Annotated in this window: 22 protein-coding genes; 14 read left to right on the forward strand and 8 right to left on the reverse strand. The window is 61.0% G+C overall.

What is annotated here, in order from left to right:
• Positions 1–3 precede the first annotated feature (3 nt).
• Together cmoB and cmoA are read right to left on the reverse strand one after the other, a co-directional pair.
• The gene (gene cmoB, locus ACTH3D_RS01250) at positions 4–999 is read right to left on the reverse strand and encodes a tRNA 5-methoxyuridine(34)/uridine 5-oxyacetic acid(34) synthase CmoB (protein ID WP_441664434.1); all 996 of its coding nucleotides are present in this window, start codon (positions 997–999) and stop codon (positions 4–6) included.
• Positions 996–1,742: a carboxy-S-adenosyl-L-methionine synthase CmoA gene (gene cmoA, locus ACTH3D_RS01255; protein ID WP_441664436.1), complete on the reverse strand. Its 747-nt coding sequence runs from the start codon at positions 1,740–1,742 to the stop codon at positions 996–998. Before cmoA ends, cmoB begins: the two co-directional genes overlap by 4 nt.
• A 145-nt stretch (positions 1,743–1,887) precedes the next feature.
• On the opposite strand from cmoA, the gene pgi reads away from it, so the two are divergent.
• From pgi to leuA, 7 genes are all read left to right on the forward strand, one after another.
• Positions 1,888–3,663 carry a glucose-6-phosphate isomerase gene (gene pgi / locus ACTH3D_RS01260; protein WP_441664438.1) on the forward strand — a complete coding sequence of 592 codons (1,776 nt, stop codon included), beginning with the start codon at positions 1,888–1,890 and terminating at the stop codon, positions 3,661–3,663.
• An 80-nt stretch (positions 3,664–3,743) separates the two neighbouring features.
• On the forward strand, positions 3,744–4,430 hold the full coding sequence (locus ACTH3D_RS01265) for a YqiA/YcfP family alpha/beta fold hydrolase (RefSeq protein WP_441664440.1): 687 nt from the start codon (positions 3,744–3,746) through the stop codon (positions 4,428–4,430).
• Positions 4,431–4,536: 106 nt separating this feature from the next.
• Positions 4,537–6,417, forward strand: a complete 1,881-nt coding sequence (gene parE, locus ACTH3D_RS01270; RefSeq protein WP_441664442.1) for a DNA topoisomerase IV subunit B — start codon at positions 4,537–4,539, stop codon at positions 6,415–6,417.
• 57 nt (positions 6,418–6,474) lie between these two features.
• On the forward strand, positions 6,475–8,736 hold the full coding sequence (gene parC / locus ACTH3D_RS01275) for a DNA topoisomerase IV subunit A (protein WP_441664444.1): 2,262 nt from the start codon (positions 6,475–6,477) through the stop codon (positions 8,734–8,736).
• Positions 8,733–9,716, forward strand: a complete 984-nt coding sequence (serB, locus tag ACTH3D_RS01280) for a phosphoserine phosphatase SerB (RefSeq protein ID WP_441664446.1) — start codon at positions 8,733–8,735, stop codon at positions 9,714–9,716. The genes parC and serB overlap by 4 nt, the downstream gene beginning before the upstream one ends.
• Positions 9,717–9,834: 118 nt before the next feature.
• Complete coding sequence (locus ACTH3D_RS01285; protein WP_441664448.1) at positions 9,835–10,092, forward strand: TIGR02647 family protein; 258 nt, start codon at positions 9,835–9,837, stop codon at positions 10,090–10,092.
• Positions 10,093–10,486: 394 nt separating this feature from the next.
• Entirely contained in the window at positions 10,487–12,193 is a 1,707-nt protein-coding gene (gene leuA, locus ACTH3D_RS01290; protein WP_441664450.1) for a 2-isopropylmalate synthase, read from the forward strand.
• Between the two features lie 173 nt (positions 12,194–12,366).
• On the opposite strand, the gene epmB is transcribed toward leuA, so the two are convergent.
• Entirely contained in the window at positions 12,367–13,392 is a 1,026-nt protein-coding gene (gene epmB / locus ACTH3D_RS01295; RefSeq protein ID WP_441664452.1) for an EF-P beta-lysylation protein EpmB, read from the reverse strand.
• Between the two features lie 132 nt (positions 13,393–13,524).
• Here epmB and efp point away from each other — a divergent pair, with 132 nt between their 5' ends.
• Together efp and epmA are read left to right on the forward strand one after the other, a co-directional pair.
• On the forward strand, positions 13,525–14,091 hold the full coding sequence (gene efp, locus ACTH3D_RS01300; protein ID WP_441664454.1) for an elongation factor P: 567 nt from the start codon (positions 13,525–13,527) through the stop codon (positions 14,089–14,091).
• Entirely contained in the window at positions 14,075–15,106 is a 1,032-nt protein-coding gene (gene epmA, locus ACTH3D_RS01305) for an EF-P lysine aminoacylase EpmA (protein ID WP_441664456.1), read from the forward strand. Before efp ends, epmA begins: the two co-directional genes overlap by 17 nt.
• Positions 15,107–15,131: 25 nt before the next feature.
• On the opposite strand, the gene ACTH3D_RS01310 is transcribed toward epmA, so the two are convergent.
• The 4 genes from ACTH3D_RS01310 to rsgA form a co-directional block, all read right to left on the reverse strand.
• Positions 15,132–15,881 carry a hypothetical protein gene (locus ACTH3D_RS01310; protein ID WP_441664458.1) on the reverse strand — a complete coding sequence of 250 codons (750 nt, stop codon included), beginning with the start codon at positions 15,879–15,881 and terminating at the stop codon, positions 15,132–15,134.
• A gap of 96 nt (positions 15,882–15,977) precedes the next feature.
• Positions 15,978–16,808 carry an archaetidylserine decarboxylase gene (asd, locus tag ACTH3D_RS01315; RefSeq protein WP_441664460.1) on the reverse strand — a complete coding sequence of 277 codons (831 nt, stop codon included), beginning with the start codon at positions 16,806–16,808 and terminating at the stop codon, positions 15,978–15,980.
• Positions 16,809–16,877: 69 nt separating this feature from the next.
• Entirely contained in the window at positions 16,878–17,720 is an 843-nt protein-coding gene (locus ACTH3D_RS01320; protein WP_441664462.1) for a sulfurtransferase, read from the reverse strand.
• A gap of 47 nt (positions 17,721–17,767) precedes the next feature.
• Entirely contained in the window at positions 17,768–18,838 is a 1,071-nt protein-coding gene (rsgA, locus tag ACTH3D_RS01325) for a small ribosomal subunit biogenesis GTPase RsgA (protein WP_441664464.1), read from the reverse strand.
• A gap of 100 nt (positions 18,839–18,938) precedes the next feature.
• On the opposite strand from rsgA, the gene orn reads away from it, so the two are divergent.
• Positions 18,939–19,538 carry an oligoribonuclease gene (gene orn / locus ACTH3D_RS01330; RefSeq protein ID WP_441664466.1) on the forward strand — a complete coding sequence of 200 codons (600 nt, stop codon included), beginning with the start codon at positions 18,939–18,941 and terminating at the stop codon, positions 19,536–19,538.
• Positions 19,539–19,562: 24 nt separating this feature from the next.
• On the opposite strand, the gene queG is transcribed toward orn, so the two are convergent.
• Positions 19,563–20,693, reverse strand: a complete 1,131-nt coding sequence (queG, locus tag ACTH3D_RS01335) for a tRNA epoxyqueuosine(34) reductase QueG (protein WP_441664468.1) — start codon at positions 20,691–20,693, stop codon at positions 19,563–19,565.
• A gap of 96 nt (positions 20,694–20,789) precedes the next feature.
• On the opposite strand from queG, the gene ACTH3D_RS01340 reads away from it, so the two are divergent.
• The 4 genes from ACTH3D_RS01340 to mutL are packed head-to-tail and all read left to right on the forward strand — an operon-like array spanning position 20,790 to position 26,362.
• A complete protein-coding gene (locus ACTH3D_RS01340; RefSeq protein WP_441664470.1) occupies positions 20,790–22,352 on the forward strand; it encodes an NAD(P)H-hydrate dehydratase in 1,563 nt (520 codons plus the stop codon).
• A gap of 45 nt (positions 22,353–22,397) precedes the next feature.
• Complete coding sequence (gene tsaE / locus ACTH3D_RS01345; RefSeq protein WP_441664500.1) at positions 22,398–22,904, forward strand: tRNA (adenosine(37)-N6)-threonylcarbamoyltransferase complex ATPase subunit type 1 TsaE; 507 nt, start codon at positions 22,398–22,400, stop codon at positions 22,902–22,904.
• Complete coding sequence (locus ACTH3D_RS01350) at positions 22,901–24,361, forward strand: N-acetylmuramoyl-L-alanine amidase (protein WP_441664472.1); 1,461 nt, start codon at positions 22,901–22,903, stop codon at positions 24,359–24,361. The genes tsaE and ACTH3D_RS01350 overlap by 4 nt, the downstream gene beginning before the upstream one ends.
• Positions 24,362–24,391: 30 nt before the next feature.
• Positions 24,392–26,362, forward strand: coding sequence for a DNA mismatch repair endonuclease MutL (gene mutL / locus ACTH3D_RS01355; RefSeq protein ID WP_441664474.1), 1,971 nt, complete (start codon positions 24,392–24,394; stop codon positions 26,360–26,362).
• The last annotated feature ends 53 nt before the right edge of the window (positions 26,363–26,415 follow it).

Below are 26,415 nucleotides of genomic sequence, written 5' to 3' on the forward strand. Positions count from 1 at the left end.
CCGCTATCCCCCAGGGCGTTGTGCGATGATCACAGCACGACGCGGGGCAGGATAGCCTTCTCGCGTTTTACTCGAATCGTGGGGGTTGAGGAAATCGGCCAGTGACTGGAATGTCATCCATTCGGTTGCTCGCTGCTCTTCCAGCGTCGTCACCGCTTCGTCAACCACGCGCACATCACTGAAGCCGCAGCGTTCAAGCCACTGGCACAGTGCTGCTGACGACGGCAGGAAGTAGACGTTGGGCATGGCGGCGTAGCGTTCGCCGGGCAGCAGCACGGTATGTTCATCACCTTCCACAACAAGTGTTTCTAGCACCAGCTCGCCGCCGGGGCGCAGGGCGGCCTTGAGCTGGCTCAGGTGCTCCAGCGGCGAAGAGCGATGATAAAGCACGCCCATGGAAAACACCGTGTCAAAGTAGCCGAGATTGTCCGGCACGTCTTCAATGCCTACTGGCAGAAACTGTACCGCGCCGCCATCGGTATTACCGACAAAGTGGCGTACGGCTTGATACTGCCAGTAGAAACGCGGCGATGGGTCGATGACAAGCACGAAACTGGCGCCGGCACCGGCCATGCGCCAGCCGTGATAGCCGTTGCCGCCGCCCACGTCCAGCACCCGGCGGCTCTTCAATGGCGAGAGGTGGGGTGCCAGGCGCTGCCATTTCCAGTCAGAGCGCCATTCGGTGTCGATGAACACGCCGCCCAGCGAGTAAGGCCCCTTGCGCCACGGCGACAGGGCGCGCAGCAGGTTATGACACTGGCGCTGCCGAGAGTCGTCAAGCGCCACCTCGACGCTGACGGTGTCCTGGTCCAGTGTTACATGGCGCCTCTCGGGTAGCGGCGGCAGCTTGGTCACGGCTTTTTCCCAGGCCGGCAGGTCGCCGTGGCGCTCGCGGTCAAGGCCCCGGGCCAGTTGCTCAGGCAGTTGGGCAAGCCAGCGTTCCAGGCCGCGGTCGAGCATTGCCTGATACAGCGGGCGATGATGCGCCGGCAGGCTCATACGGGCTCCTTGAAGGCGATCATCGAGGCGAAATTGAGATACTGGAACCAGGTCAGCGAGCGCGGGAAACCGACTCGGGCCAGACGCTGGTGATGTGCGTCCAGGCTGTCGGGTATCAGCACGTTTTCCAGCGCTGTGCGTTTCTGGCTGATTTCCATGTCGCTGTAGCCGTTGGCACGCTTGAAGTCATGGTAGCGCTCCACCAGCCAGGCGTTGTCCTGCTCGTCGCTGGCCACGATTTTCTCTGACAGCACCAGCACACCGCCCGGAGAGAGGGCGTCAAAGGCCTGACCGAGCACTTGGTCGCGCTCACCTGGGTCGAGAAATTGCAGCGTGAAATTGACAACAATCATATCCGCCGGCGGGTACTCCCGTTGGCGTAGATCACCCTGCTCAACGCGCATGTCGTGGTCAGGATATTCCTCACTCAGGGTGTGCCGGGCGCGCTCCACCATGGCCGGTGACAGGTCGATGCCCAGATAGCGAAACGCATCCGCAGGCAGTTGACTAGCCAGTGCCAGGCCGCTGGCACCCAGCGAGCAGCCTAGGTCCAGCACCAGGCCGCCGTGGCGCAGGTGGCGGCGTGCCAGCGGGCCGAGCATGGCCAGAATCTGCCCGTAGCCGGGTACCGAGCGGCGGATCATGTCCGGAAAACAGGCGACCACGCGTTCGTCAAAGGAGAAACGCGCCACTTTATCCAAGGGTGTCGAAAAGATAGCGTCGCGGTAAGATGCATCACTCATGGGCTAGCCAGGTGGGTTGAGCATAAAGGCCGGCATTATACGCCCCGTGGGAATTTGCTGCACGGTCGGGTAAACAGCAGCGTGCCGGCCAGAGCTTTTGATCCCGGTCCGAGATCGGATCGCTAATCGAATTTCAGGAGACACCATGACGCAAGCCACCGTTGATCAGCCAAGCAGTCAGGCGGTTAACCTTAAGCCTGCCTGGCGTGAGCTGACGGCGCATGCCAAACACATGGGAAAACGCCATCTGCGCGACCTGTTTGCCGAAGACGAGCAGCGCTTCGCACGCTTTTCCCGCCAGGCCTGCGGGCTGACGCTAGACCTTTCCAAGCAGCGCTGGAGTGAAGAAACCCTTGGGCTGCTGTTGGCGCTGGCCGAGGAAGCCGGTGTCGCCACGGCTGTTCAGGGGCTGCTGGACGGCGAGGCGGTCAATCGCAGCGAGCAGCGCCCAGCCCTGCACACCGCGCTGCGTCTGCCCAGCGAGGCCAGCTTGATAGTAGAGGGCAAGGAGCTGGTGCCGTCGGTGCATGCCACTCTTGAGCGTATGGATGACATGGTCACGCGCTTTCATTCCGGGCAGTGGCGGGGTGCGACAGGCAAGCCGATCAGCGATGTGGTCAACCTTGGTGTTGGTGGTTCTGACCTGGGCCCCTTGATGACCACCCGGGCCCTGTCAGACTTTCGTCCGGAGGGTGTGCGCCGTATCAGTGTGCACTTCGCCTCAACCATGGACGGCTCGCAGCTGGCTGATTATCTGGTGCAGCTCGACCCTGAAACCACGCTCTTTGTGGTGTCGTCAAAATCGTTCACCACCATCGATACCTTGTCCAACGCACGCACCGCGCTTGAATGGCTGGTGTCGCGGCTTAAACGCCGTTCTGCCCAGCTGGATGAGCACAATGATGCTCGGGCCGAAGAGTCGCTGATTCTGCGGCAGCACTTTATCGGCGTGTCGTCCCAGCCCGACAAGATGAACAAATGGGGCATAGCCCCGGCGCATCAGCTGGAGTTCTGGGAGTGGGTCGGCGGACGCTATTCGTTATGGGGTGCTATCGGCCTGCCCGTGGCGCTGGTGGTCGGCATGGAGAACTTCCGCGCTATGCTGGCCGGAGCCCATGCCATGGACTGCCATTTCAACGAGATGCCGCTCAAGGATAATCTGCCGGTCCTGCTGGCGCTGGCCGGCATCTGGAACGTCAACTTCCTGGATATCCGCGCCCATTCCATCCTGCCCTACGACGGTCGGCTGGAATATTTTGCGGCTTACCTGGAGCAGCTGGAAATGGAGTCCAACGGCAAGTCGGTCACCCACGACGGCGAAAGTGTGGGCTATTCCACCTGCCCGGTTCTCTGGGGCCAGCTTGGGCCAAATGCCCAGCACGCTTTTTATCAGCTGCTGCACCAGGGCACCCAGCCAGTGGTGTGCGACTTTATTGCTCCGCGGGTACGCTACGATGACGTGGCTGACTCGGGCACACGCCGGCACCTGATGGCACAGCACCGCCTGACACTTGCCAACTGCTTTGCCCAGTCGCGAGCGCTGATGCTGGGCGATGCGGCACTGGGTGGGATGACGCAGGACGGGAGTGGGCAGCAAGCTGCCGAAGCAGGCTCTGGTCAAGAACTGCCACTGCAGCACAAACAGTACGCGGGAAACCAGCCGTCGAGCACTATTCTTCTGGATCGGCTGACGCCGTTCAGCCTGGGCACGTTGATTGCCCTCTACGAACACAAGGTCTTTGTCCAGGCCACGATCTGGAATATCAATCCCTTTGATCAGTGGGGCGTGGAGTTAGGCAAGGTAATGGCTGGCGAAACCCAGCGCATGCTGGAAAAGCATCAGTCGCTTGATAGCACCGATGCCTCAACGCGCGGCCTGATAGAAGCGGTATGGGCTGGCGAAGCCGAGCGCAACGCCTGAGTGCCAGCGATGGCGTCTGGCGCTGCCAGCTGGTCATTTGTACAGCCTTTGTGTACAGTGCTTAGCCTAGGATTACGACGATGTTGAACTCTTCTGTGTACCCAGCCGCTTCCTGCCGCCCTGCCAGCGGCGTGCTATATCTGCATGGCTTTAACAGCGGCAGCGCTTCCTGGAAGGCGGGGTTGGTGCGTGAGGCTTGTGCCGTGCTTGGCCTGCCCTGCGAGACACCCAACCTGCCTCCCGACCCCGAGCAGGCCATTGCCCTGGCCGAGGAGCGGCGACAGCGGCTTGGCCCTTTCCCGCTGGTGGTTGGCAGTTCCATGGGCGGTTTCATGGCCACGCTGCTTGCCGAGCGCCATGGGCTGCGAGCAGTGTTGATCAACCCGGCTGTCGCACCGGCACGATTGGTGGCCGAGTGGTTGGATGAGACCTTCACTAACCCCTACAGCGGTGAGCAATTCAGAGTCACGGCAAGCCAGGGCGAGTACCTTGGTAAGGTGACGCCGGTGCGGGTTGATCCAGCGCACTATCGCCTGCTGTTATGCACGGCTGATGAGCGCCTGGACAGCCAGGACGCCTTTGATCTGTATCGCGGCGCAAGTACTATCCTGCATCCTGGGGGCGATCATAATTTCTCGATGCTGCATCGCTACTTGCCGGCAATTCTGGCCTGGGGAGGGCATCAGCTGGCTGCCGATGCAGTAGCGCCGCCGCCGCCGCCCTCAATAACAGCATTGTCAGAATCACCATCTTCATCCTCGCCGTAACGGTGTTCGCCATGACGGTGTTCGCCATGACGCTGTTCGCTATGGCAGTGTTTGCCACGATTACGAAGGAGTGACACCCCATGACCCATACCATTTCGGGTGACGCATGAATCAATACAGTGCCAGTTCCATCGAGGTGCTTTCGGGGCTTGAGCCCGTGCGCAAGCGCCCCGGCATGTATACCGATACGTCCCGGCCCAACCACCTGGTGCAGGAGATCATCGACAACAGCGTCGATGAGGCCTTGGCAGGCTTCGCCAAGCGTATTAGCGTCACATTGCTTGAGGACGGCGGGGTAGAGGTCAGCGACGACGGGCGCGGCATGCCGATCGATATCCACCCCGAGCACGGCGTGTCGGGGATCGAGCTGATCATGACGCGGCTGCACGCCGGCGGAAAATTCTCGTCATCGAGCTATCGCTTCTCTGGTGGCCTGCACGGCGTAGGTGTGTCGGTGGTCAACGCGCTGTCGCAGCGTCTTGATGTCGAGGTCGTTAAAGACGGCATTCGCCACTCCATGAGCTTTGAGCACGGCGAACCGGTATCACCGCTGCAAGAGATAGGTACTGCGCCCAAGCGGGCCACCGGCACCCTGGTGCGATTCTGGCCCGAAACCAGCTACTTTGATTCACCCAAGATCTCAGTGGTGCGGCTTAAGCATCTGCTCCGGGCCAAGGCGGTGCTGTGCCCGGGGCTAGAAGTGGTGCTGACAGAGGCCGATGGCAGCGAAAGCCGCTGGCAATATGAAGATGGTCTGCGTGATTACCTGGCCCAGGCTACCGACGGCTTCGAGGTGCTGCCGGCGTCGCCCTTCGTGGGGCACTTTGCTGATGACGAACAAGCCGTGGACTGGGCGATCCAGTGGCTGCCGGAAGGTGGTGAACCGCTGCTGGAGAGTTACGTCAACCTGATTCCCACCTCCCAGGGCGGTACCCATGTGAACGGCCTGCGTGCCGGCCTGCTGGAGGCGCTGCGTGAGTTTTGTGAGTACCGCAGCCTGCTGCCCCGCGGCGTCAAACTCAGTGCCGAAGACCTGTGGGAGCGGGTGTCTTTCGTGCTGTCAGTCAAGATGCTGGACCCGCAGTTTTCCGGCCAGACCAAGGAGCGCCTGTCATCACGGGTGGTGGCCGGGTTTGTCTCTGGCGTGGTCAAGGACGCCTTTTCGCTGTGGCTAAACCATCATGTGGACCAGGCCGAGGTGTTGGCCGAGCTGGTGATCAGCGCCGCCCAGCGGCGTCAAAAAAGTGCCAAGAAAGTGGCGCGGAAGAAGGTCACCTCTGGCCCCGCGCTGCCCGGCAAACTGGCCGACTGTAGCGGCCAGGACCCAGCGGCCAGTGAGCTGTTCCTGGTCGAGGGCGACAGCGCCGGCGGCAGTGCCAAGCAAGCACGTAACCGAGAGACTCAGGCGATCCTGCCGCTACGCGGCAAGATTCTCAACACCTGGGAAGTCGAATCCCACGACATCTACGGCTCCCAGGAAGTGCACGATATCGCCGTGGCAATCGGCATGGACCCGGGCAGCGACGACCTCACCCAGCTGCGCTATCACCGTATCTGTATCCTGGCCGACGCCGACTCTGACGGGCTGCATATCGCCACTCTGTTGTGTGCACTCTTCGTGCGCCATTTTCCTGCACTGGTCGATGCCGGTCATGTGTACGTGGCCATGCCGCCGTTGTATCGCATCGACCTGGGCAAGGAAGTGCACTACGCCCTGGATGAGAGTGAGAAGGCCGCGATACTGCGTAAGCTGGAAAGCAAGCGCGGCACGCCGAACCTGCAGCGCTTCAAGGGCTTAGGCGAAATGAGCCCCTTGCAGCTGCGTGAAACCACCATGGCAACCGAAACGCGCCGGCTGGTGCAGCTGGTCCGCGAGGCCGGTGATGGCACCATGGAAATGATGGACATGCTGCTGGCTAAAAAGCGTGCCGCCGACCGTAAAAGCTGGCTGGAAGACTACGGCAACCTGGCGGAAATAGAGATTTAAGTATTTCGTAACCTCTATCAGCGATCTCTTTCAGCGAATTTATAGGGCTTGAAACCCATGACCATGGATATCCAGGTCGCAGAGGGTGACGTCGAACGTCTGTCCCTGCGCGAATATACCGAGAAAGCTTACCTCGATTACTCGATGTACGTCATTCTCGACCGTGCTTTGCCGCATATCGGCGACGGCTTGAAGCCGGTTCAGCGGCGGATTATTTACGCCATGCGCGAGCTGGCCCTTGGCGCCAGCGCCAAGTACAAGAAGTCGGCGCGTACCGTCGGCGACGTGCTGGGGAAATTTCATCCCCATGGCGACAGCGCCTGCTACGAAGCCATGGTGCTGATGGCCCAGCCGTTTTCTTACCGTTATCCGCTGGTCGACGGCCAAGGCAACTGGGGCAGCCCGGATGACCCCAAGTCGTTTGCCGCGATGCGCTACACCGAGTCACGGCTGTCGAAGTTCTCTGAAGTGCTGTTGTCTGAGCTTGGCCTGGGCACCGTGGACTGGACGCCCAACTTCGATGGCACTATGCAGGAGCCGGTGGTGTTACCGGCGCGTTTGCCTCACGTGCTGCTCAACGGCGGCTCCGGCATTGCCGTGGGCATGGCCACGGATATACCTCCGCACAATGTGCATGAAGTGGTGTCGGCCACCTGCCATTTGCTGCGTCATCCCGAGGCCACTACGGCCGATCTGGTCAAGTTCGTTCCGGCGCCAGATTTTCCTACTGATGCCGAAATTATCACCCCCAGGGCCGACCTGAAGAAGATCTATGAGAGCGGTCGCGGCTCGGTCAAGATGCGCGCCTGTTACCTCATGGAGGACGGCAACGTAGTGGTCACTGCGGTGCCGTATCAGGTCAGCGGTGCCAAGGTGCTGGAGCAGATCGCCGCGCAGATGCAGGCTAAGAAGCTGCCCATGGTGGCCGACCTGCGTGATGAATCGACCCATGAAGAGCCGACGCGGCTGGTGATCGAGCCGCGCTCCAACCGGGTAGATATCGAAGCGCTGATGGCCCACCTGTTTGCCACCACGGATTTGGAGAAGAACGCCCGGGTTAACATGAACGTGATTGGGCTGGACGGCCGGCCACGGGTGATGTCGCTGCCGGTGATGCTGACTGAATGGCTGGCGTTCCGGCGTACCACCGTGCGTCGACGGCTCGAGCATCGGCTGGGCAAAGTGCGGGATCGTCTGCATATTCTTGAAGGGCTGCTGGCGGCTTTCCTGAATATCGACGAGGTGATCCGCATCATCCGCGAAGAGGATGAGGCCAAGCCAGCGCTGATACAGGCCTTCGCGCTCAGTGAGCGTCAGGCCGAGGCCATTCTTGAGCTGCGCCTGCGTCACCTGGCCAAGCTTGAGGAAATGAAGATTCGTGGCGAGCAAGCGGAGCTTGCCGCCGAGCGCGACCGGCTCGAAGCGCTGCTGGGCAGTGAGGCGGCGCTGACTGATCTGCTGGAAGAAGAGCTCAAGGCTGCCGCCGAGGAACACGGTGACGCCCGCCGTTCGCCACTGGTGGAGCGTGAAGATGCCCGGGCGCTGTCCGAGGTTGAGCTTGTCGGTGCCGACCCGATCACCGTGGTGCTTTCCGAGAAAGGCTGGATTCGCGCTGCCAAGGGTCACGAGATCGACCCGGAAGGGCTGTCCTTCAAGTCCGGCGACCGCTTTTCGTTGTTTGCCCGAGGCAAGACCAACCAGCCGCTGGTGTTGCTCGATGATACCGGTCGTGCCTACACCCTGGCTGCCCACAATCTGCCCAGCGCCCGCAGTCAGGGCGAGCCGGTGACAGGGCGTGCCAACGTGGCCGCCGGGGCGCTGATGACCGGACTGATGTTGGCGCCGCCAAGCACTCGCTATCTGCTGGCCTCAGATGGCGGCTATGGCTTTGTGGCCCAGCTCGAGTCACTTGTCGGTCGCAGCAAATCCGGCAAGACAGCGCTCAGCGTGCCCAAGGGCTGTAGTGTGATGTCTCCATTGGTCGTGCCTGAGGGCGACGGGATCAGCGTGGCTGCTGTCTCCAACGAAGGGCGCCTGCTGGTGTTTCCACTCGACCAGCTGCCTGAAATGGCTCGTGGCAAGGGTAACAAGATGATTGATATTCCTTCGGCGCGTGCTGCCCGTCGTGAAGAGTTCGTGCGCGGGCTGGTGCTGCTGGCGCCGGGGCAAGGGCTGGTGGTGTATTCCGGGAAGCGCAAGTTGACGCTCAAGACGGCCGATCTCGAGTACTATCGGGGGGATCGTGGTCGACGCGGCAGCAAGCTGCCCCGTGGCCTGCAGCGTGTCGACCGACTGACCGTGGATGGAGAACCAGGATGACACAGAAATCAAGCGACCAAGCAAGCGGCGTGGCTGTAACAACGGAGCAGCCGCGCTTGATCATGAGCCTGTTGGCGGAGTCTCTACCAGTAGGCATTCTGGCAGATGTTGGCAGGCTCGCCGCCGATTTCGGGCTAACCATCGAACAGACCCAGCAGCTTTCGGGTGAGAAACGTCAGGGTGGTGTTGCTGTTCCGCATGGTGTCTGCATGGAATATTGGCTGCGCGGGGATGAGGTTGAACTGGAAGGGCTGCGCAAAAAAGCCTTGGTGCTTGGCGATGCTCATGGCATTGACATCGCCGTGCAGGAAGACTCGGTTTGGCGTGGGCAGCGTCAACTGGTGTGCTTCGATATGGACTCAACATTGATTCAGGCCGAGGTGATTGATGAGCTGGCGCGTCGTCACGGTGTGTACGACGAAGTCTCCGCAATCACTGAACGGGCCATGCGCGGTGAGCTGGACTTCAAGCAGAGCTTTCGCGAACGCATGAGCAAGCTCAAAGGGCTTGATGAATCAGTGCTGATCGAGATCGCTGAAACACTGCCGCTGATGGATGGCTTGGAACGGCTGATGCACCACCTCAAGCGGCTGGGTTATCGCACCGCGATCTTATCCGGCGGCTTTACCTATTTTGCGAATTACCTGCAGCAGCGGCTGGGCTTCGATGAAGTGCACGCCAACGAGCTGGTGGTCGAAAATGGCAAGGTCACAGGCGAGGTGCGTGAGCCGATTGTCGACGCCGACCGCAAGGCGTTGCTGCTGCGTGAAATCGCCGAACGCGAAGGGCTCAGCATGGAGCAGACCATCGCTGTGGGTGACGGCGCCAACGACCTGAAAATGCTCGCCGCAGCGGGCCTGGGTATTGCTTTTCGAGCTAAGCCCAAGGTGCGTGAAGAAGCACGTCACTCCATCTCGATCCTTGGGCTGGATGCGGTGCTTTATCTGATCGGCTATCGTGATGAGGACTTGGACGGCTGAATCTCAGTCGTCGCTATTGAGCCTGCGCTACGAATTTGCTGGCTCCGGGCGTGGACTCGCGGTAGCGTCAAGGAAGTTGTTACGCCACAGCTGTTACGACATAACCAAGGAGCGCAATATGACCCAGCCACGCTTTACCCCTGAATTGTTCGCCGAGCTCAAGGTACTTGCCTTGTTCAACCCGGCGTCTCAGCAGGAGGGTATCAAGGTGCACTCTGATGCCGACCAGGAACTGATCGAAGCTGCTGGCAGGCTGAATGGCAAGGGCTTGGTTACTCAGCCGGACGGTGGTTATCTCACCACACTTGGCCAGGAAGCCGCAGAGCATGCCCGGGACCTGGCGCGGCTACTGGACGGAAGCGAGCTGACCACCTAGCCGGTGGCACGCCTAGAAACGACCAACAGTCCTGGGGCAGTTGACAAGCTTGGAAACTCCTGATTATCTAGAGCAATGAACATGACAACCTACAACCTCGTTCTCGACCTACGACTATCGGCGCGACTATAAGCGCGCCGGGCAACGTGGTATTGCCACTGCCCCTGTTTTTCCAGTCGAATTCGAGGTTGTTTCATGTTTATCACTGCTTGCCGCAGCACCAGATTTCCTTTTTATACCGCCAGTCGTATTGCGCCTCATGCCGCGATTCGTATGGCTGACGATGACCTGATCCAGCACGCCCCGTCTGCTACGAGCAGCCGGGGCGTGCGCATTTTTGTCCATTGTTTATTACACCAACACTTTCACGACCAGAGCCTGGGAGAATGCCGCCATGATGCTTGATAACCCCGCGACCAAATACCGTCCGTTTGTTGCCGTTGATCTGCCGGACCGGCAATGGCCGAGCCGTCGCATTGAGACCCCGCCGCTGTGGTGCAGCGTCGACCTGCGCGATGGCAACCAGTCACTGATCGACCCCATGGATCAGGAGCGTAAGCAGCGCTTCTTCGACATGCTGGTCGAGATCGGCTTCAAGCAGATCGAGGTGGGCTTTCCGTCGGCCTCCCAGACAGATTTTGACTTCGTGCGCGCCCTGGTTGAACAGGACAAGGTGCCCGATGACGTGACCATCCAGGTGCTGACCCAAGCTCGCCCGCACCTGATCGACCGCACCTTTGAAGCCCTCAAGGGGGCAAAAAATGCCATTGTCCACGTCTACAACGCCACTGATCCGGTATTCCGCCGCGTGGTGTTCAACGTCAACAAGCAGGAGTGCGTCCAGATCGCTGTCGATGCGACGCGGCGCATTCGTGAACACATGGAAGCGGCTCCAGAAACCAACTGGCTGTTCCAATATTCGCCAGAGCTGTTCACCACCACTGAGATGGATTTTGCCGTCGAGATCGTCAACGCCGTGCGTGCCGAGGCCGGTGCGACCGCCAGCAAGCCGATGATCGTCAATCTGCCGGCCACCGTGGAAGCTGCTTCGCCCAATAACTATGCCGACCAGGTCGAGTGGTTCTGCCGCAACGTTGAGCAGCGCGATGCGCTGATTGTCAGTGTGCACCCGCACAACGACCGCGGCACTGGCGTTGCTGCGGCCGAGCTGACGGTGATGGCCGGTGCTGACCGCGTTGAAGGCACGCTGTTCGGTAACGGCGAGCGTACCGGTAACGTGGACCTGGTCACCATGGCCATGAATCTCTACACCCAGGGCGTGCATCCGGGCCTGGACTTTTCCAATATCACACCGATCATGCGTGAGGTGGAGTACTGCAACCAGCTGCCGGTGCACCCGCGTCATCCCTATGTGGGCGACCTGGTGTTCACCGCGTTTTCCGGCTCGCATCAGGACGCCATCAAGAAGGGCATTGCTGTACGCCGCGAAAACCCCGACAGCATCTGGGAAGTGCCGTACCTGCCCATCGACCCGCTGGACGTGGGACGCAGCTACGAGGCCGTAATCCGTGTCAACAGCCAGTCCGGCAAGGGCGGTGTATCTTATCTGCTGGAGCAGGAATACGGCGTGCAGCTGCCGCGTCGGCTGTCCATCGAATTCAGCCAGGTGGTGCAAGAAGTGGCCGAACGCCTGAACAAGGAAGTCACCTCGCAGATGATCTATCAGGCTTTTGAGGACGAATATCTGAGCAAGGTCTCGCCCTTTGCGCTGATCAACCATCGCATTTCATCGGAGTCGGACAGCAATCAGGTCAATCTTGAAGCGACCATCGAAGAAAACGGCCAGCGCCGAGAGATCAAGGGGCAGGGTAATGGCCCGCTGGCGGCCTTCATCAATGCGCTGGGCCGCGAAGGGAACACAGTCGAGATCATCGACTACCACGAGCATGCCCGCGGCCAGGGTGCAGACGCCGAAGCGATCGCTTATGTGCAGGTGCGCATCGGCGGCGACTCAGTGTTTGGTGTTGGCACCGATGAAAGTATCACCAGCGCCTCTATCAAGGGCGTGATGAGTGCCATCAACCGCAAGCTTTCCAGCGAAGCCGCAGCCCCCAACGTCACCGCTGAAACCTTGGCCTGATTATTTAGGCACCGTTCAGGTTTTCGTGCTGGGTCAGCTACGCTATCTGCCATGGATGCCACCCGCGAGAACCGGCTGATTGGCACCGTTCAGGTTTTCGTGGGAGCTGTCTTTAGACAGCGAAAGGCGCCGCGAGGCGCCTGGGTGACTCCCCTCGTATTTGCCACAGGCAACTACAGCGGTGTTTTGCTGGCTTCACCAGGAATCTCTCGCACCAAGGTCGGCATCAGAAACCCTGACAGCCGGGTGCGAAGCGCCGCCACCAGGTCACGGGCCTGGTCATCGGGTACGTTGAAGTGGGCGGCGCCGGCCACCGGGTCCAGTACGTGCAGGTAGTAGGGCAGGATGCCGGCCTCAAACAGTCGCTCAGACAGCGCCGCCAGCGTGCCGACGCTGTCGTTGACGCCACGCAGCAGCACGCTCTGGTTGAGCAGCGTAACGCCAGCATCGCGCAGCCGCTGGCAGGCATTGATTACTGCATCGTCGATCTCGTTGGCGTGATTGATGTGCAGCACCATCACTTTTTGTAAGTGGCTTTTCCCCAGCCAGCCCAACAGGGCGTCATCAACCCGGTCGGGAATCACCACCGGCAGCCGGGTGTGAATGCGCAGTCGCTTGAGATGCGAGATACCTTCCAGCCGTTCTACCAGCCAGGCTAGCTGTCGGTCGCTGGCGGCCAGCGGGTCGCCACCGGACAGAATCGCCTCGTGAATCGAAGAATCAGCACGCAAATAGTCAAGGCTGTCGTCCCACTCGGCCCGCGACGGCGCGTTGTCCTGGTAGGGAAAATGGCGGCGAAAACAGTAACGGCAATTTACCGCGCAGGCCGGGCTTACGATCAGCAGCACACGTCCGGCGTACTTATGAATCAGCCCCTGACGCGGCCCATGCTCTGCTTCGTGCAGCGGATCGACGACATAGCCAGGCTGCTCATCGCCCTCTGCCGATAGCGGCAGCACCTGGCGCAGTAAAGGATCGTCGGGGTCGCCGGGACGAATGCGCGCCAGATACGCCTCAGGCACCCGCACCTCGAACAGGCGGTGGCCGAGTTGGGCACCGGAAAGCCACGTCGGATCAAGGCTCAGCCGCTGGCACAGTTCCAGCGGGTCGCGAATGGCACCGCTGAGCTGCTGTTGCCAGTGACGCGGTGTTGACGCGATGGTCTGACGCTGCAAAGCGGCGGGGCTTCGGGTTATCATGCAGGCACCAATCGAAGAAAAATCAGCAAGGCGAGGGACGGTCTTTCGGGGTGTCACTCGGCGAATATCATACTTTGCGCGCGCAATGCATCAAAAAATCCAGCGTCGCGCTCGAACATGGATAAGGCAATAATGGCGAACTATTCTACCAATGAATTCAAGGGCGGTCTGAAGGTCATGCTGGACGGCGATCCCTGTTCCATCGTCGAGAACGAGCTGGTCAAGCCGGGCAAGGGGCAGGCCTTCAACCGGGTCAAGCTGCGCAACCTGATGACTGGCCGAGTGTGGGAGCGCACCTTCAAGTCTGGCGAGTCCCTGGAAGGTGCTGACGTCATGGACCTGGATATGGAATACCTCTACACCGACGGTGACATGTGGTACTTCATGAAAACTGACGGCTCCTTCGAGCAGTATGCGGTGGAGAAAAAAGCCTTGGGCGATACTCTCAAGTGGCTCAAGGAGCAGGTGCCCTACACCGTAACCCTGTGGAACGACAACGCTATCAGTATTGTTCCGCCCAACTTTATCGAGCTGGAAGTCACCGAAACCGACCCTGGCCTCAAGGGCGACACCGCTCAGGGCGGCTCCAAGCCGGCCACGTTGTCGTCGGGTGCCGTGGTGCGCGTGCCGCTGTTTATCAACGAGGGTGAAGTCCTCAAGATTGACACCCGCAGCGGTGAATATGTCTCCCGCGCCTGAGTGTGCTGACGACTGTGCTGATGAGTGCGCCAACAGCGATTGGCTGCCCACTGCCTCCATCGAGACGCTGCGCCAGCGGGCGCAGCTGATCGCCAGGGTTCGCGCTTTCTTTGCTGAGCGCGACGTGCTGGAGGTTGAAACGCCGGTGCTCGGCCACGGTGGCAGCACCGATGTATACCTTGCCTCACTGTCGGCGCTGGCCACCACGCCGGCAGGCCGCGAACGGCTATGGATGCAGACCTCGCCTGAGTTCCACATGAAGCGCCTGCTCGCCGCCGGCAGCGGGCCGATTTTCCAGCTGGCGCGCAGCTTTCGCGATGGTGAAGTCGGGCGGCGCCATAACATCGAGTTCAGCATGCTGGAGTGGTACCGCCCCGGCTTTTCACTTGATGCGCTGATTGAAGAAACCGCAGCGCTGACTCGTCACGTCTACCCGGAGGTGCCAGGCGGGAGGGCACAGACGGCCAAGCGGCGCCGCTATCGCCAGCTGTTTCGTGACGCGCTAGCCGTTGACCCTTTCACCAGCGAGCTGGCTGAACTGCGCCAACTGGCGGCAGAGCGGGGCGGGCTCGACATGAGCGAAAGCGACCGCGATGGCTGCCTTGACCTGCTGATGGGCCTGGTCATCGAACCGACGCTAGGGCGAGACGGGCTGGATGTGGTAGTCGACTATCCGGCAAGCCAGGCGGCGCTGGCACGACGCCACCGCGATCCGGAAGACGGCCAGTGGGTGGCCTCACGCTTTGAGCTGTATCTGCACGGAGTGGAGCTGGCCAACGGCTACGACGAGCTCACCGATGCCGCCGAGCAGGCCGCACGCTTCGCCGAAGATAACAGCAGGCGTCGCGAACTCGAGCTGCCTGAAGTCGACGTTGACCATCGCTTGGTCGCCGCCCTTGAACACGGCCTGCCCGAAGGCAGCGGTGTGGCACTTGGGCTCGACCGGCTGATTCAGCTGTCGCTGAATAAAAAAAGCGTCGCGGAGGTCATGGCCTTCGCGACGCCGGTGGCGTAAGGGGCGTAATCATGCCCTGCGGGACTCAATAATCGTGTGTTCCGGCGACAGTCCAGTCTCCATCGATCTTGAGCAGGTTAATCGCGGTCAGGAAGAAGTCATTTTCGTCCGCTGCATTGGTGGGTGTGATGCGGGCGATAACCATCGCTTCGTCTCCAACCTCTGCGCTACTAAGAATGTCGACTACTGGCTCTACTCCAGCAGCCGTGTTGATGATGCGAGTTACTGCCGATTCAATGGAAGGAGCAGCAATGCTGCCGAATCCATCACTGCCCACTCCAGTAAAGTGCCCCTCGTTCGGCTCGCTCACCTTCCACGCGTTACCTGAGCGCTCCATGGTGACGGCTACCCAGATGGGCTCGCTTTCCGGCCTGCTGGCTTTTCGGCCCCTCACCGTGACCACAGCGCTGTCACCAGCGACGGCTTCAGCGAGGATTTCAGGGTCAGCCAACAGGAAGCGATCCTGTAAGCCCGCCAGAGTGGACTGCCTCTGCGCGTCTGGCATCGCGCTTAATTTAGCGATGGCTGCGTCCTCTTCAGCCTCGGGGACCGGTACATACGGTATAAGCGACCACAGCGATGTCGCGCTTTCCAGGTCCTGGTAGTAGAGCGTCACCACCTGGCTTGGCGTGGCACCTTCCAGGTTTCTGAGAGTGGCTCCGTCCTGCTTGGCGCACTCCTCGATACTGTGACAGGGCTCTTCCTGCGCGTTGGCGATGCTGATGCTGAAAAGAGACATGCATATGGCGAGGTAAGTAAATACTGAGCGCATCATTATTCTCCATTATTATGCCCACCGGCAGCATAGTCTCCGCTAAGATGGGCGACAAGCAGATGTTGTCTTCTCTGAGCTAGTGGATTGAAAAAGCGCTCATACTCTTACCAAACCTTCCCCCATCTGCACCTTGCGATGGTGTTCGCTGTTGCTGAACTCGACTGGCTGGGCGAATGCCATCACCACGGTGGAGCCAAGTTTGAAGCGACCCATTTCTTCGCCTTTTTCAAGGCGGATCGGTTGGTCAAAGCGGATGCGTTGCACCTCACCTGAGAGTGGGGTGACTTGCCCGGCCCAGACGGTTTCGATGGCGGCGACGATCATCGCGCCCACCAGCACCAGTGCCATGGGGCCGTGCTCGGTATCGAAGTGGCACACCAGCCGCTCGTTGCGGGCGAAGAGGTTGGGTACGTGCCGGGTGGTGGCGGCATTGACCGAGAACAGCCGGCCCGGTACGTAGATCATTTCGGTCAGAGTACCGGTCAGAGGCATGTGCACGCGGTGGTAGTCGCGCGGTGACAGGTACACCGTGGCGAAGCTACCGCCCTGGAACCGCTTGGCGGCCTCGGCGTCACCGCCCAGCAGTGCCATGGCCGAGAAGTGATGCCCTTTGGCCTGGATCAGCTGGCCGGCTTCAATGGCACCAAACTCTGACAGTGTTCCGTCGGCGGGGCTGACCAGCCCCTCGCTGATGGGGCGCGCGTCAGCTTTCAGCTCGCGGGTGAAAAAGTCGTTGAAGTTGACGTAGGCGGTGGGATCAGGCTCTAGCGCCTCGCTCATATCGACCTTGAAGCGTTTGATGAAGGCGCGAGTCAGCAGGTTCTTCAACCACGGCTGACGACACTCTGCAAGCCGCCCCACCAGCCGCGACAGCAGGTGATGGGGGATGGGGTACTGAATCAGCGCAAACAGTCGGGATAGTGACAAGGTGGCGAGTCCGTTAGAGGTTCTTAAAAAGGCCGCGGGGTGTGTCGTGGAGCGTGACGCCTTGGCGCATTATTTTTCAATTGGGGTGTCGTCGCGGTTTCCCCACTCGTTCCACGAGCCTGCATAGCCGCGCATCTTCTTGAAGCCCAGGGCACGTCCGACCAGCCAGGTGAAACCGCTGCGATGGTGGCTTTGGCAGTAGGTAACGACTTCCATGTTAGGAGTCAGGCCGGTGGCTTCGAGTTCGTTGATCAGCTCGGCGTAGCCACGAATGCGCAGGTGGTTGTCCTGGTCCATGGCGTCGGTCCAGTTCATGTTGACGGCGCCGGGGATATGGCCGAGGTGCTTGCTGGCCCCTTTTTCACCATCGTATTCGGCCTGGGAGCGCGAATCCCACACCGCAAAACCGGGATCGCACAGACGCTGCTTGAGCTCGACGCGATCGATGTTGGTTTCAGGGTTGAGAATGTCGGCCCGGTAGTCGCTGGGCTTGGGGGCGTGGGGCTCGGTGGACTGCGGCAGGTTTTCGCCGCGCCAGGCATGAATGCCGCCGTTGAGGTAGGAATAGCGCTGATGGCCGATCAGCTCCAGTGTCCATAGCAGGCGTCCGGCCCAGCCGCCGCCTTCGTCGTCGTAGGCCACCACGTGGGTGTCGCGAGTCAGACCCAGCGACGAAAACAGAGCTGAGAGGGCGTCGGCGTCTGGCACATCGTTGGGTACGTCACCCTCACCGCGTAACAGCCGACTGCGGTCGAGAAAGATGGCGCCTGGCACGTGGCCCTGGGTGTAGCTGTCAGCGTTCATCGGAACATCGATGATCAGCAGGTCCGGGCAGATGGGGTTCTCTCTCAAAAACTCGTCCAGATGCTCGGGCTCGACAATCAGCGGCAGCATATTGGCTTCAGAACTCATGTCGCTCTCCTGGCCCATGGGTTTTGGTGATGTTATCGATATCAGTATCAGTGTTTGTTGGTGTCTTCCAGACTATCGACGATACGCCGATAACTGGCAAAGCGCTGCTGGTGGATCTGTCCGCTTTCGACGGCGGCCAGCAGCGCGCAACCCGGCTCCTGGCGGTGGCGGCAGTCGCGGAAGCGGCACTGGCCCAGGTGTTGGCGAAACTCGATGAAGCCCTGGGCCACTTGCTGTTCGTCGAGGTGAATCAGGCCGAACTCGCGAATGCCGGGGGAGTCGATCAGCTCACCTTCGAGATCGCAGTCAGAGCCGAGTCCAGTGAAATGATAGAGCCGAGCGGTGGTCGTGGTGTGGCGGCCTTTGCGTGAGTCCTCTGACAGCGCGCCGACACGAAGGTCTTCGTGGGGCAGTAGACAGCCAATCAGTGACGACTTGCCGACGCCGCTCTGGCCGACAAACACCGAAGTGCGTTCAGCCAAACGGTGGTGCAGGGCGTCCAGGCCGTTGTCGGTGTTGATGCTGGTGGTGACGACTGGGTAGCCCAGCGCCTCGTAACGGGCCAGCAACTCACGCAGTACGCCACCCTGCTCGGGCAGCAGGTCGATCTTGTTCAATACTAGCACCGGGGCGATGCCAGTGGCTTCCGCGGCCACCAGGTAGCGGTCGATGAGGTTGGCATGGGGCTCTGGTTCCACGGCGAACACGATCAGGATCTGGTCGATGTTGGCGGCCACCGGCTTGAGCTGGCCGCGGGCATCGGGGCGCTCCAGCACGTTGTCGCGCTCACTGCGCGCTACCACCACGCCGCTGCCGTCCTGACCGTGACGCCAGATAACACGATCACCAGTGACCAGGCCATCGAGGTTGGCGCGCATGTGGCAGCGCACCGGGTCGTTAGCGCCGCTGCCAGGTGATCTTTGTGACGCTCTTTTCGGAAGAACGTCCAGGGTGCGGCCGAAGTGGGCGATGACCCGGCCTGGTTGCTCCGGGCCATATTCCCCGGCGGCCAGCTTCTCGCTGTCGCGGCTGTCGCGGTTCTCGGCGCGCTGTTCACGCTCAGCCTGAACTTTCTCGATACGCCAGCGTTGCTGACGGCTTAGTTTGCGTTTGCTCATGAGGCCCTGAAACTCGGTACAATCAATGTATTGTACTCATCAACGGTGGCGCCTGTCGTGCTGCCCGTTCGACTCCCGCTTTGAGGCTAAGGAACTGACCATGACAACAACCCCCAGCAACGATATAGCCAACGCTAAAAGTCAGCGCCTGGTGTGGATTGATCTTGAGATGACCGGGCTCGACCCGAACCGTGAACGCATTATCGAGGTGGCAACTATTGTTACCGATGCCGACCTGAATGTGATTGCTGAAGGGCCGGTGCTGGCGGTGCATCAGCCGGAGGCGCTGCTGGCAGGAATGGATGACTGGAACCGCCGCACTCATGGTGAGTCGGGGTTGGTCAAACGGGTCAGGCAGAGCACGACCGATACCGCCGAGGCCGAGCGGGCTACGCTTGAGTTTCTGCGTGAGCACGTGACGCCCGGCAGCTCGCCGATGTGCGGTAACAGCGTGCACCAGGACCGGCGTTTTCTTGAGCGTGAAATGCCTGCGCTGCTGGAATTCTTCCACTACCGCAACCTGGATGTGTCAACTGTGAAGGAGCTGGCTAAGCGCTGGAACCCGGGCGCGCTGGCTGGCTTCAGCAAGCGCAATGTGCATCTGGCCATGGACGATATCAAGGAGTCCATCGCTGAGCTGGCGCACTACCGTAATACGTTTTTGCGTATTGAGGATGACGGAGATGACGAAGAAGAGTGAGGTGCTGAGCCAGGGCCGGAAACGCTAGCTGACGGCGATCACGTTTCGGCGTTTTTCCTGCTGGCGATCCAGTGCCCAGCGCACGTGCTCGCGCACCAGCTCAGACGGATAGGGCAGTCGCGCCCAGAGCGCGGCTTCAACCTGCTCATTCCAAGGGGCATTGCCCAGCCCCACGGCCAGGTTGCGTAGCCAGCGTTCGTAGCCCAGTCGCCGGATGGGGCTGCCAGCAGTGCGCTCCAGAAACTCTTCTTCGCACCAACCAAATAGCCGGGTGAGGTCTGTGCGGTCAAGGTCGTGGCGCGGGGCAAAGTCCGGCTCTTGGCTGGCTCGGGTAAAGCGGGTGAAGGGGCAGACCAGCTGGCAGTCGTCGCAGCCGAACACGCGGTTGCCCATGGCCTCGCGATATTGTTCTGGGATCGCGTCGTGAAGTTCGATGGTTAAGTACGAAATGCAGGCCCGCGCATCGACCACCTTGTCCTCGATGATGGCGCCGGTGGGACAGGCCGTGCGACAGGCGCTGCAGCTGCCGCAGTGGTCTTTTTCATAGGGCGGGTCGATGGGCAGTGGCAGGTCGGTGTACAGCTCGCCCAGAAAAAACAACGAGCCAGCCTTGGGGTTAAGCAGCATGGCGTTCTTGCCGAACCAGCCCAAGCCGGCCTTACGTGCCAGGCCGCGCTCCATGACTGGTGCGGAGTCCACGAAAGCGCGAAAGCCGAACGGTCCGACCACCTGCTGCATCTGTCTGGCCAGCTGAGCCAGACGCTTGCGCATCAGCTTGTGGTAGTCGCGGCCCAGCGCATAGCGCGACACATAGGCTTTTTCGGGCCGCGCCAGCATGCGGGTGGTTTCTACCTCGGGCGATAGGTAGTCGAGCCGTACGCTGATCACACGAATGGTGCCGGGTTCCAGTTCGTCGGGCCGGGTGCGCTTGGTGCCGTGCTTGGCCATGAAGCCCATTTCGCCATGGTGTCCGGCATCCAGCCAGCGCTGAAGGTGTGCTTCATCCTCGGCCAGATCCACGTCGGTGATACCGACCTGCTGAAAGCCGAGCTCGCGGCCCCAGACTTTTATCTGCTCGGCCAGCGCATGGTAATCAGGCGCGTCGGGGCTGTTCTTGACGCCGGGGGCGTTGTGCGAAGAGGAAGAGTGTGGCATCAGAGTTTCGGGGGGTACGGCTCGGCGTGCTGGCTGAAGGGCAAGGCGTTGGGTTGTAGCCTGTATGGTAAAGCATCACGAGGAGGGAAACAGCACATGACGCAAGCAGACGCCAGCGGAGACGCGCTGAAAAGCGGCCGACCGCTGTATCGCGCCGAGCAGGTGCGCGAGCTAGACCGGCGGACCATTGCGTCGGGCATTGCAGGGTTTGCGCTGATGCAACGCGCTGCGGCAGCCGCCTGGCAGCGGCTCAGGCAGACCTGGCCCGGGGTGCGTTCGATCAGCGTACTATGCGGCGGCGGCAATAATGGCGGTGATGGGCATGTGCTGGCGGCCATGGCGGCCGCAGAAGGCGTGATGGTGCAGCGCATACTGCTTACGCCGCTGGAGCGCTTGAGCGGTGACGCGCAGAAGGCCGCCGAGATGGCAACAGCGGCAGGCGTTGATAGCGTGGCTTGGTCCCGTGAGCTTGAGTTTTCCGGCGAGGTACTGGTGGATGCCATGCTCGGCACCGGTCTGGCCGGGCCCGTGCGCGGCGAGGTTGCCGAAGCCATTGAGGCGCTCAACCATAGTGCACGGCGGAACGCGCGCCCGGTCCTGGCGATTGATATTCCCTCGGGGCTGGCGGCGGACAGTGGGGCTGAACTGGGCTGTGCGGTACGCGCCACCCTGACCGTGACGTTTATTGGCGACAAGTTGGGCCTGCATACCGGCAAGGGGCCAGCCCGCACTGGCAAACTGTATTTTCACCCGCTTGATGCAGCGCCTGAGCTGGCACCCGAGCTGGCCCATGGCATGCTGCCGGCAGCGTGGCTGCTGAATCACTCGCTGATTGGTGAAGTACTGCCGCCCCGGGAGCGTGATGCCCATAAGGGCGATATGGGGCATGTGCTGATTGTCGGTGGCGCGCCGGGATTTGGTGGCGCGGCGCTGTTAGCCGCCGAGAGTTGTGCGCGGCTGGGCGCAGGACGTATCAGTCTAGCCACTGCGCCTGAGCATGTGACGGCCAGCCTGGTGCGCTGCCCCGAAGTTATGGTGCATGGCGTTACAAGTCCGGCGCAGATCGAGGCACTGATGCAACAGGCCGATGTGCTGGTTGTCGGTCCGGGCCTGGGGCAGGGCAGCTGGGGGCAGGCCATGCTGCAACGGGTGCTGGCGTTCTCTGGTCCGCTGGTGTTGGATGCCGACGGCTTGAACCTGCTGGCCGGGCGTTTCTCTGCCATGCGGCGCGACGGTTGGATACTCACCCCGCATCCTGGTGAGGCCGCTCGGCTGTTGGATATCAGCGTGGCTGAGGTTGAGACTGACCGGCCCGGGGCTGCCCAGGCGCTGCGTCAGCGTTTTGGTGGCGTCGCTGTGCTCAAGGGAGCGGGGAGTTTGGTTGCTGGCCCAGCCGGGCTGGCGGTTTGTCCCTACGGCAACCCGGGAATGGCCAGTGGCGGCATGGGGGATGTGCTATCGGGCATGCTGGGTGCGCTGGTAAGTCAAGGGCTTGGTTTGGAACTTGCTGCCCGGGCTGCGGTCATGGTGCATGCACAGGCTGCAGATAGTGCCGCATCACAAGCCGGAGAGCGTGGCTTGCTGGCCAGTGATCTGGCATCCTGTGCGCGAATTCTGATCAACCCGACACTGTCCACAACTGTTCATAACTGCTCTTAAGAGCAGGCGCGAAAGTAGGCATGAAAAAAGTAGGCATGAAAGATGATGCAGCGGCAACTGGAAAATGAAGACCAGCAGGTAGCCTTTGGCAAATGCCTGGGGCAGGCGCTGGCAGGGCGAGGAAGGCTGCATCTTGAAGGTGAGCTGGGGGCTGGAAAAACCACCCTGGCTCGCGGGATCCTGCGTGCCTATGGGCATCTGGGCGCGGTTAAAAGCCCGACCTATACGCTGGTGGAGCCCTACGAGCTCGATGGCGTTCGCGTATATCACTTCGACTTGTATCGCATTAGCGATCCTGAAGAGCTGGAGTTCATTGGCGGGCGCGATCTGCTGACGGACGACAGCCTGAGCATCATCGAATGGCCGGCCCGCGGTGATGGCTGGCTGCCTGAGCCTGATCTCGTGGCGCTCCTGGAGCACTGCGACCGGGGGCGCCGTATTACCTTGAGCGCGCTCAGCGATCATGGTCGGCAGGTGCTGGCAAGGCTTGAAACCGACTGCGCCGGGCCCGCCACTCATTCCATAGACACTACGGGAGCCTGTGCACCATGAAGCGAGTGTCGCGCTGCGGGCGCCTGAGGGTTGGCGTGCTGGCACTGGCGGTGCTGGTGTTGGCTGCTTCGAGCATGGTGCTGGCGGGAAACGTCGAAAACATCAGGCTATGGGCGGCTCCTGACCACTCCCGGCTGGTGTTTGATCTCACCTCGCCGACCTCGGCTGAGGTGTTCAGGTTGGATAACCCCAGCAGAATGGTCATTGACCTGGGTAACTCCAGCATGGAGGCCGATCCGGGCAAACTCGACCTGAGCGGCAGTGCTATTTCGGCGCTGCGTTCAGGTGTGCGTCAAGGTACTGACCTGCGTGTGGTATTGGAACTGTCGCGGGAGGTCAGGCCGCGCCACTTCATCTTGCCGCCTAACGAGCAATACGGGCATCGGTTGGTGGTTGACTTAGAGTACCCGGGCGAAAGTGCGGTGACAGACCCTATCGACCCGATTGAAGCGCTGGTTCGAGAGCAAGAGATTGCTGCGGTGCGGGCGCAGGCAGAAGCTAGTATTGAAGGGAGCAGCTCAACGCCGACCGTTCAAGCGACCAAGGCCGCTAAGCCGCATCCGCGCCGTGACATTATCATTGCTATTGATGCAGGGCACGGTGGCGAAGACCCTGGCGCAATTGGTCCCAGTGGTACGTATGAAAAAGATGTTGTACTGCAGATGGCCAAGCATCTGCAGCGTCTAGTGGATGGAACTCAGGGCTTCAAGGCGGTAATGATCCGCGATAGCGACTATTACGTCGGGTTGCGTCAACGTACCCATATTGCCCGGGACCAGAAGGCCGACTTCTTCATCTCGATTCATGCCGATGCCTTTGACAGCCCGCGGCCTCATGGCAGCTCGGTGTATGCCCTGTCGCAGCGTGGCGCGACCTCGGAAACCGCCCAGTGGCTGGCTGCCTCGGAAAACCGCTCTGACTTGATCGGCGGTGTGGATGGTAACCTGTCTCTGCGCGATAAGGACGAGGTGTTACGCGGCGTACTGCTTGACCTGACCATGACCGCCACTCTTAATGACTCACTGACCATCGGTGGACAGGTGCTGGAGCGCATGGGGCGGGTCAACGACCTACACAAGCCGCGGGTTGAGCAGGCCGGCTTTGTGGTGCTCAAGTCGCCGGACATTCCTTCGTTGCTGGTAGAGACTGGGTTCATTTCCAACCCGCAGGAAGAGCGTCAGCTGCGCGATGGCAACTATCAGCAGCGCATGATGGCCGCGGTATTTGATGGCGTACGTGCGCATTTTCAGCGTAATCCACCGCCGTCGAGCCTGCTGGCCTGGCAGCGTGATCAGGGCCGTGGTACCGGTTCGGGAGAATACCGAATTCAGCCAGGCGATACGCTGTCAGAAATTGCCGCCCGCCATTCAGTCTCGGTATCGCAGATCCGCCAAGCCAATGAACTCAATGGCGATGTGATTCGCGTCGGCCAGGTGTTGCGGATACCGGGTTCTTAAGCGAGCAGCTTTCAGCTCACGTGGAGTGACATGACGGACAGTCGGCATATACATACCCTTGCCCCGCGCCTGGCCAACCAGATTGCTGCGGGTGAAGTGGTCGAACGGCCTTCGGCGGTGGTCAAGGAGCTGCTCGAGAACGCCATCGACGCCGGTGCGACGCGCATCGAGGTTGAGCTTGAGTCGGGTGGCGCTCGCCTGATTCGGGTGCGCGACAACGGCAGCGGCATCATCCAGCAAGATCTGCCGCTGGCGCTGGCCCGTCATGCTACCAGCAAGATTGCTTCACTTGACGATCTTGAAGGTGTGGCGAGCCTGGGGTTTCGCGGTGAGGCGCTGGCCTCAATCAGCTCGGTATCACGTCTGGAGCTGGTCTCCAACACCAGTGAGGATCCCGCCCAGGGCTGGCGTGTAGTGGTGGAAGGGCGCCAGATGGAACCCCGGGTTTCGCCATCACCACATCCCCGCGGTACCTCGGTGCTGGTGCGTGACCTGTTTTTCAACACCCCGGCACGGCGCAAGTTTCTGCGCACAGAAAAGACTGAATACAGCCATGCGGAAGAGGCTTTTCGCCGCCAAGCGTTGTCGCGTCCAGATATTGGCTGGGCGCTGCGGCACAATCAGAAAGTTGTCCACCAGCTGCGTGCCAGTGACGACCAGCTGGGCCATGAGCAGCGGCTGCAAGCACTGCTGGGTAAGACCTTTCTGGAAAACGCCCTGCATTTGGACCTGGAAGCTGGTGGGCTGAGACTGTGGGGCTGGGTCGGACTGCCTACCCATTCCCGCGCCCAGGCCGACCAGCAGTATTTTTTCGTCAATGGTCGGGTGGTGCGTGACCGACTGGTGGCCCATGCCATTCGCCAGGCCTATCGCGATGTGCTGTTTGGTGGCCGCCATCCAGTGTTTGTGCTGCATCTGGACGTCGATCCGCTGGTGGTGGATGTCAACGTGCACCCTACCAAGCACGAGGTGCGCTTCCGCGATGGACGACTGGTGCATGACTTCCTGTTTTCCAGCTTGCATCGCGCGCTGGCCCAGGCGCGCCCGGGCGATGGCTCTAGCTATGGGGCAGAGCAGGCCATCGAAGACACCAGCGCACACCCTGGCCAGCCTGATGCTGGGTCGCAAGCGGCGGGTGGCAACGTAGCCGAGCGCCCCATGGGCCTGAACTGGCAGCAGCAGGCTATGGCGCTGCATCAGCGTGACGATCAGCGTGAGCGCGTGACGCCTGACCGCGTGCGCGCCTTCATGGACGGTTATCGGCAGCTGCATCCCGATCACGAAGAGAGCCTGCTCACCCCTCAGCCCGGTGCGCCAGGCGCTGGCGGTGCGGCGGCCGGGGTTGCGCGGGCTGAGCGTAATCCGCCAACGACGTTTACACAGCGTCCACCATTGCCCGAAGACGACGCCACCCGGGCGCCGCCACTGGGTTATGCGATTGCTCAACTGCACGGTGTTTTCATTCTGTCCCAGACCGAGCGCGGTCTGGTGGTGGTAGACATGCACGCCGCCCATGAGCGCATTGTCTATGAGCGCATGAAACAGCAGGTGCACAGCGGTGAGCTGGATGCCCAGCCGCTGCTGGTGCCGGTTTCTATGGCGGCCAGTGCCGCCGAGGTGGCCACTGCTGAGGCTGAACGCGAGGCATTTTCGCGCCTGGGTGTTGAAATTGACGTCGCCGGCCCCGAGACACTGTTAGTAAGACAGCTTCCGGTGCTGCTGGCCGATGCCGACGTAGAGCCGCTGATTCGCGACATGCTGGGTGATCTGGAGCGTTATGGCCGCTCTGATCGCCTTGAGGCGCACATCAACGAACTGCTTGGGAACATGGCCTGTCACGGTAGTGTGCGCGCCAATCGCCAGCTCAGCATTGGTGAGATGAACGCCCTGTTGCGTGACATGGAGCGCACCGAGCGTAGCGGACAGTGTAACCACGGTCGCCCGACCTGGACCGAAATGAGCATGAAAGAGCTGGATCGACTGTTTTTACGTGGACAATAGCCAAGAGTGCATGGCTAAAAAGGCAACAGCTGCGCGGCCAGTTCGGCAGACAG

Origin of the sequence: Halomonas sp., from assembly GCF_052095765.1 — a bacterium.
Lineage (GTDB): Bacteria > Pseudomonadota > Gammaproteobacteria > Pseudomonadales > Halomonadaceae > Halomonas.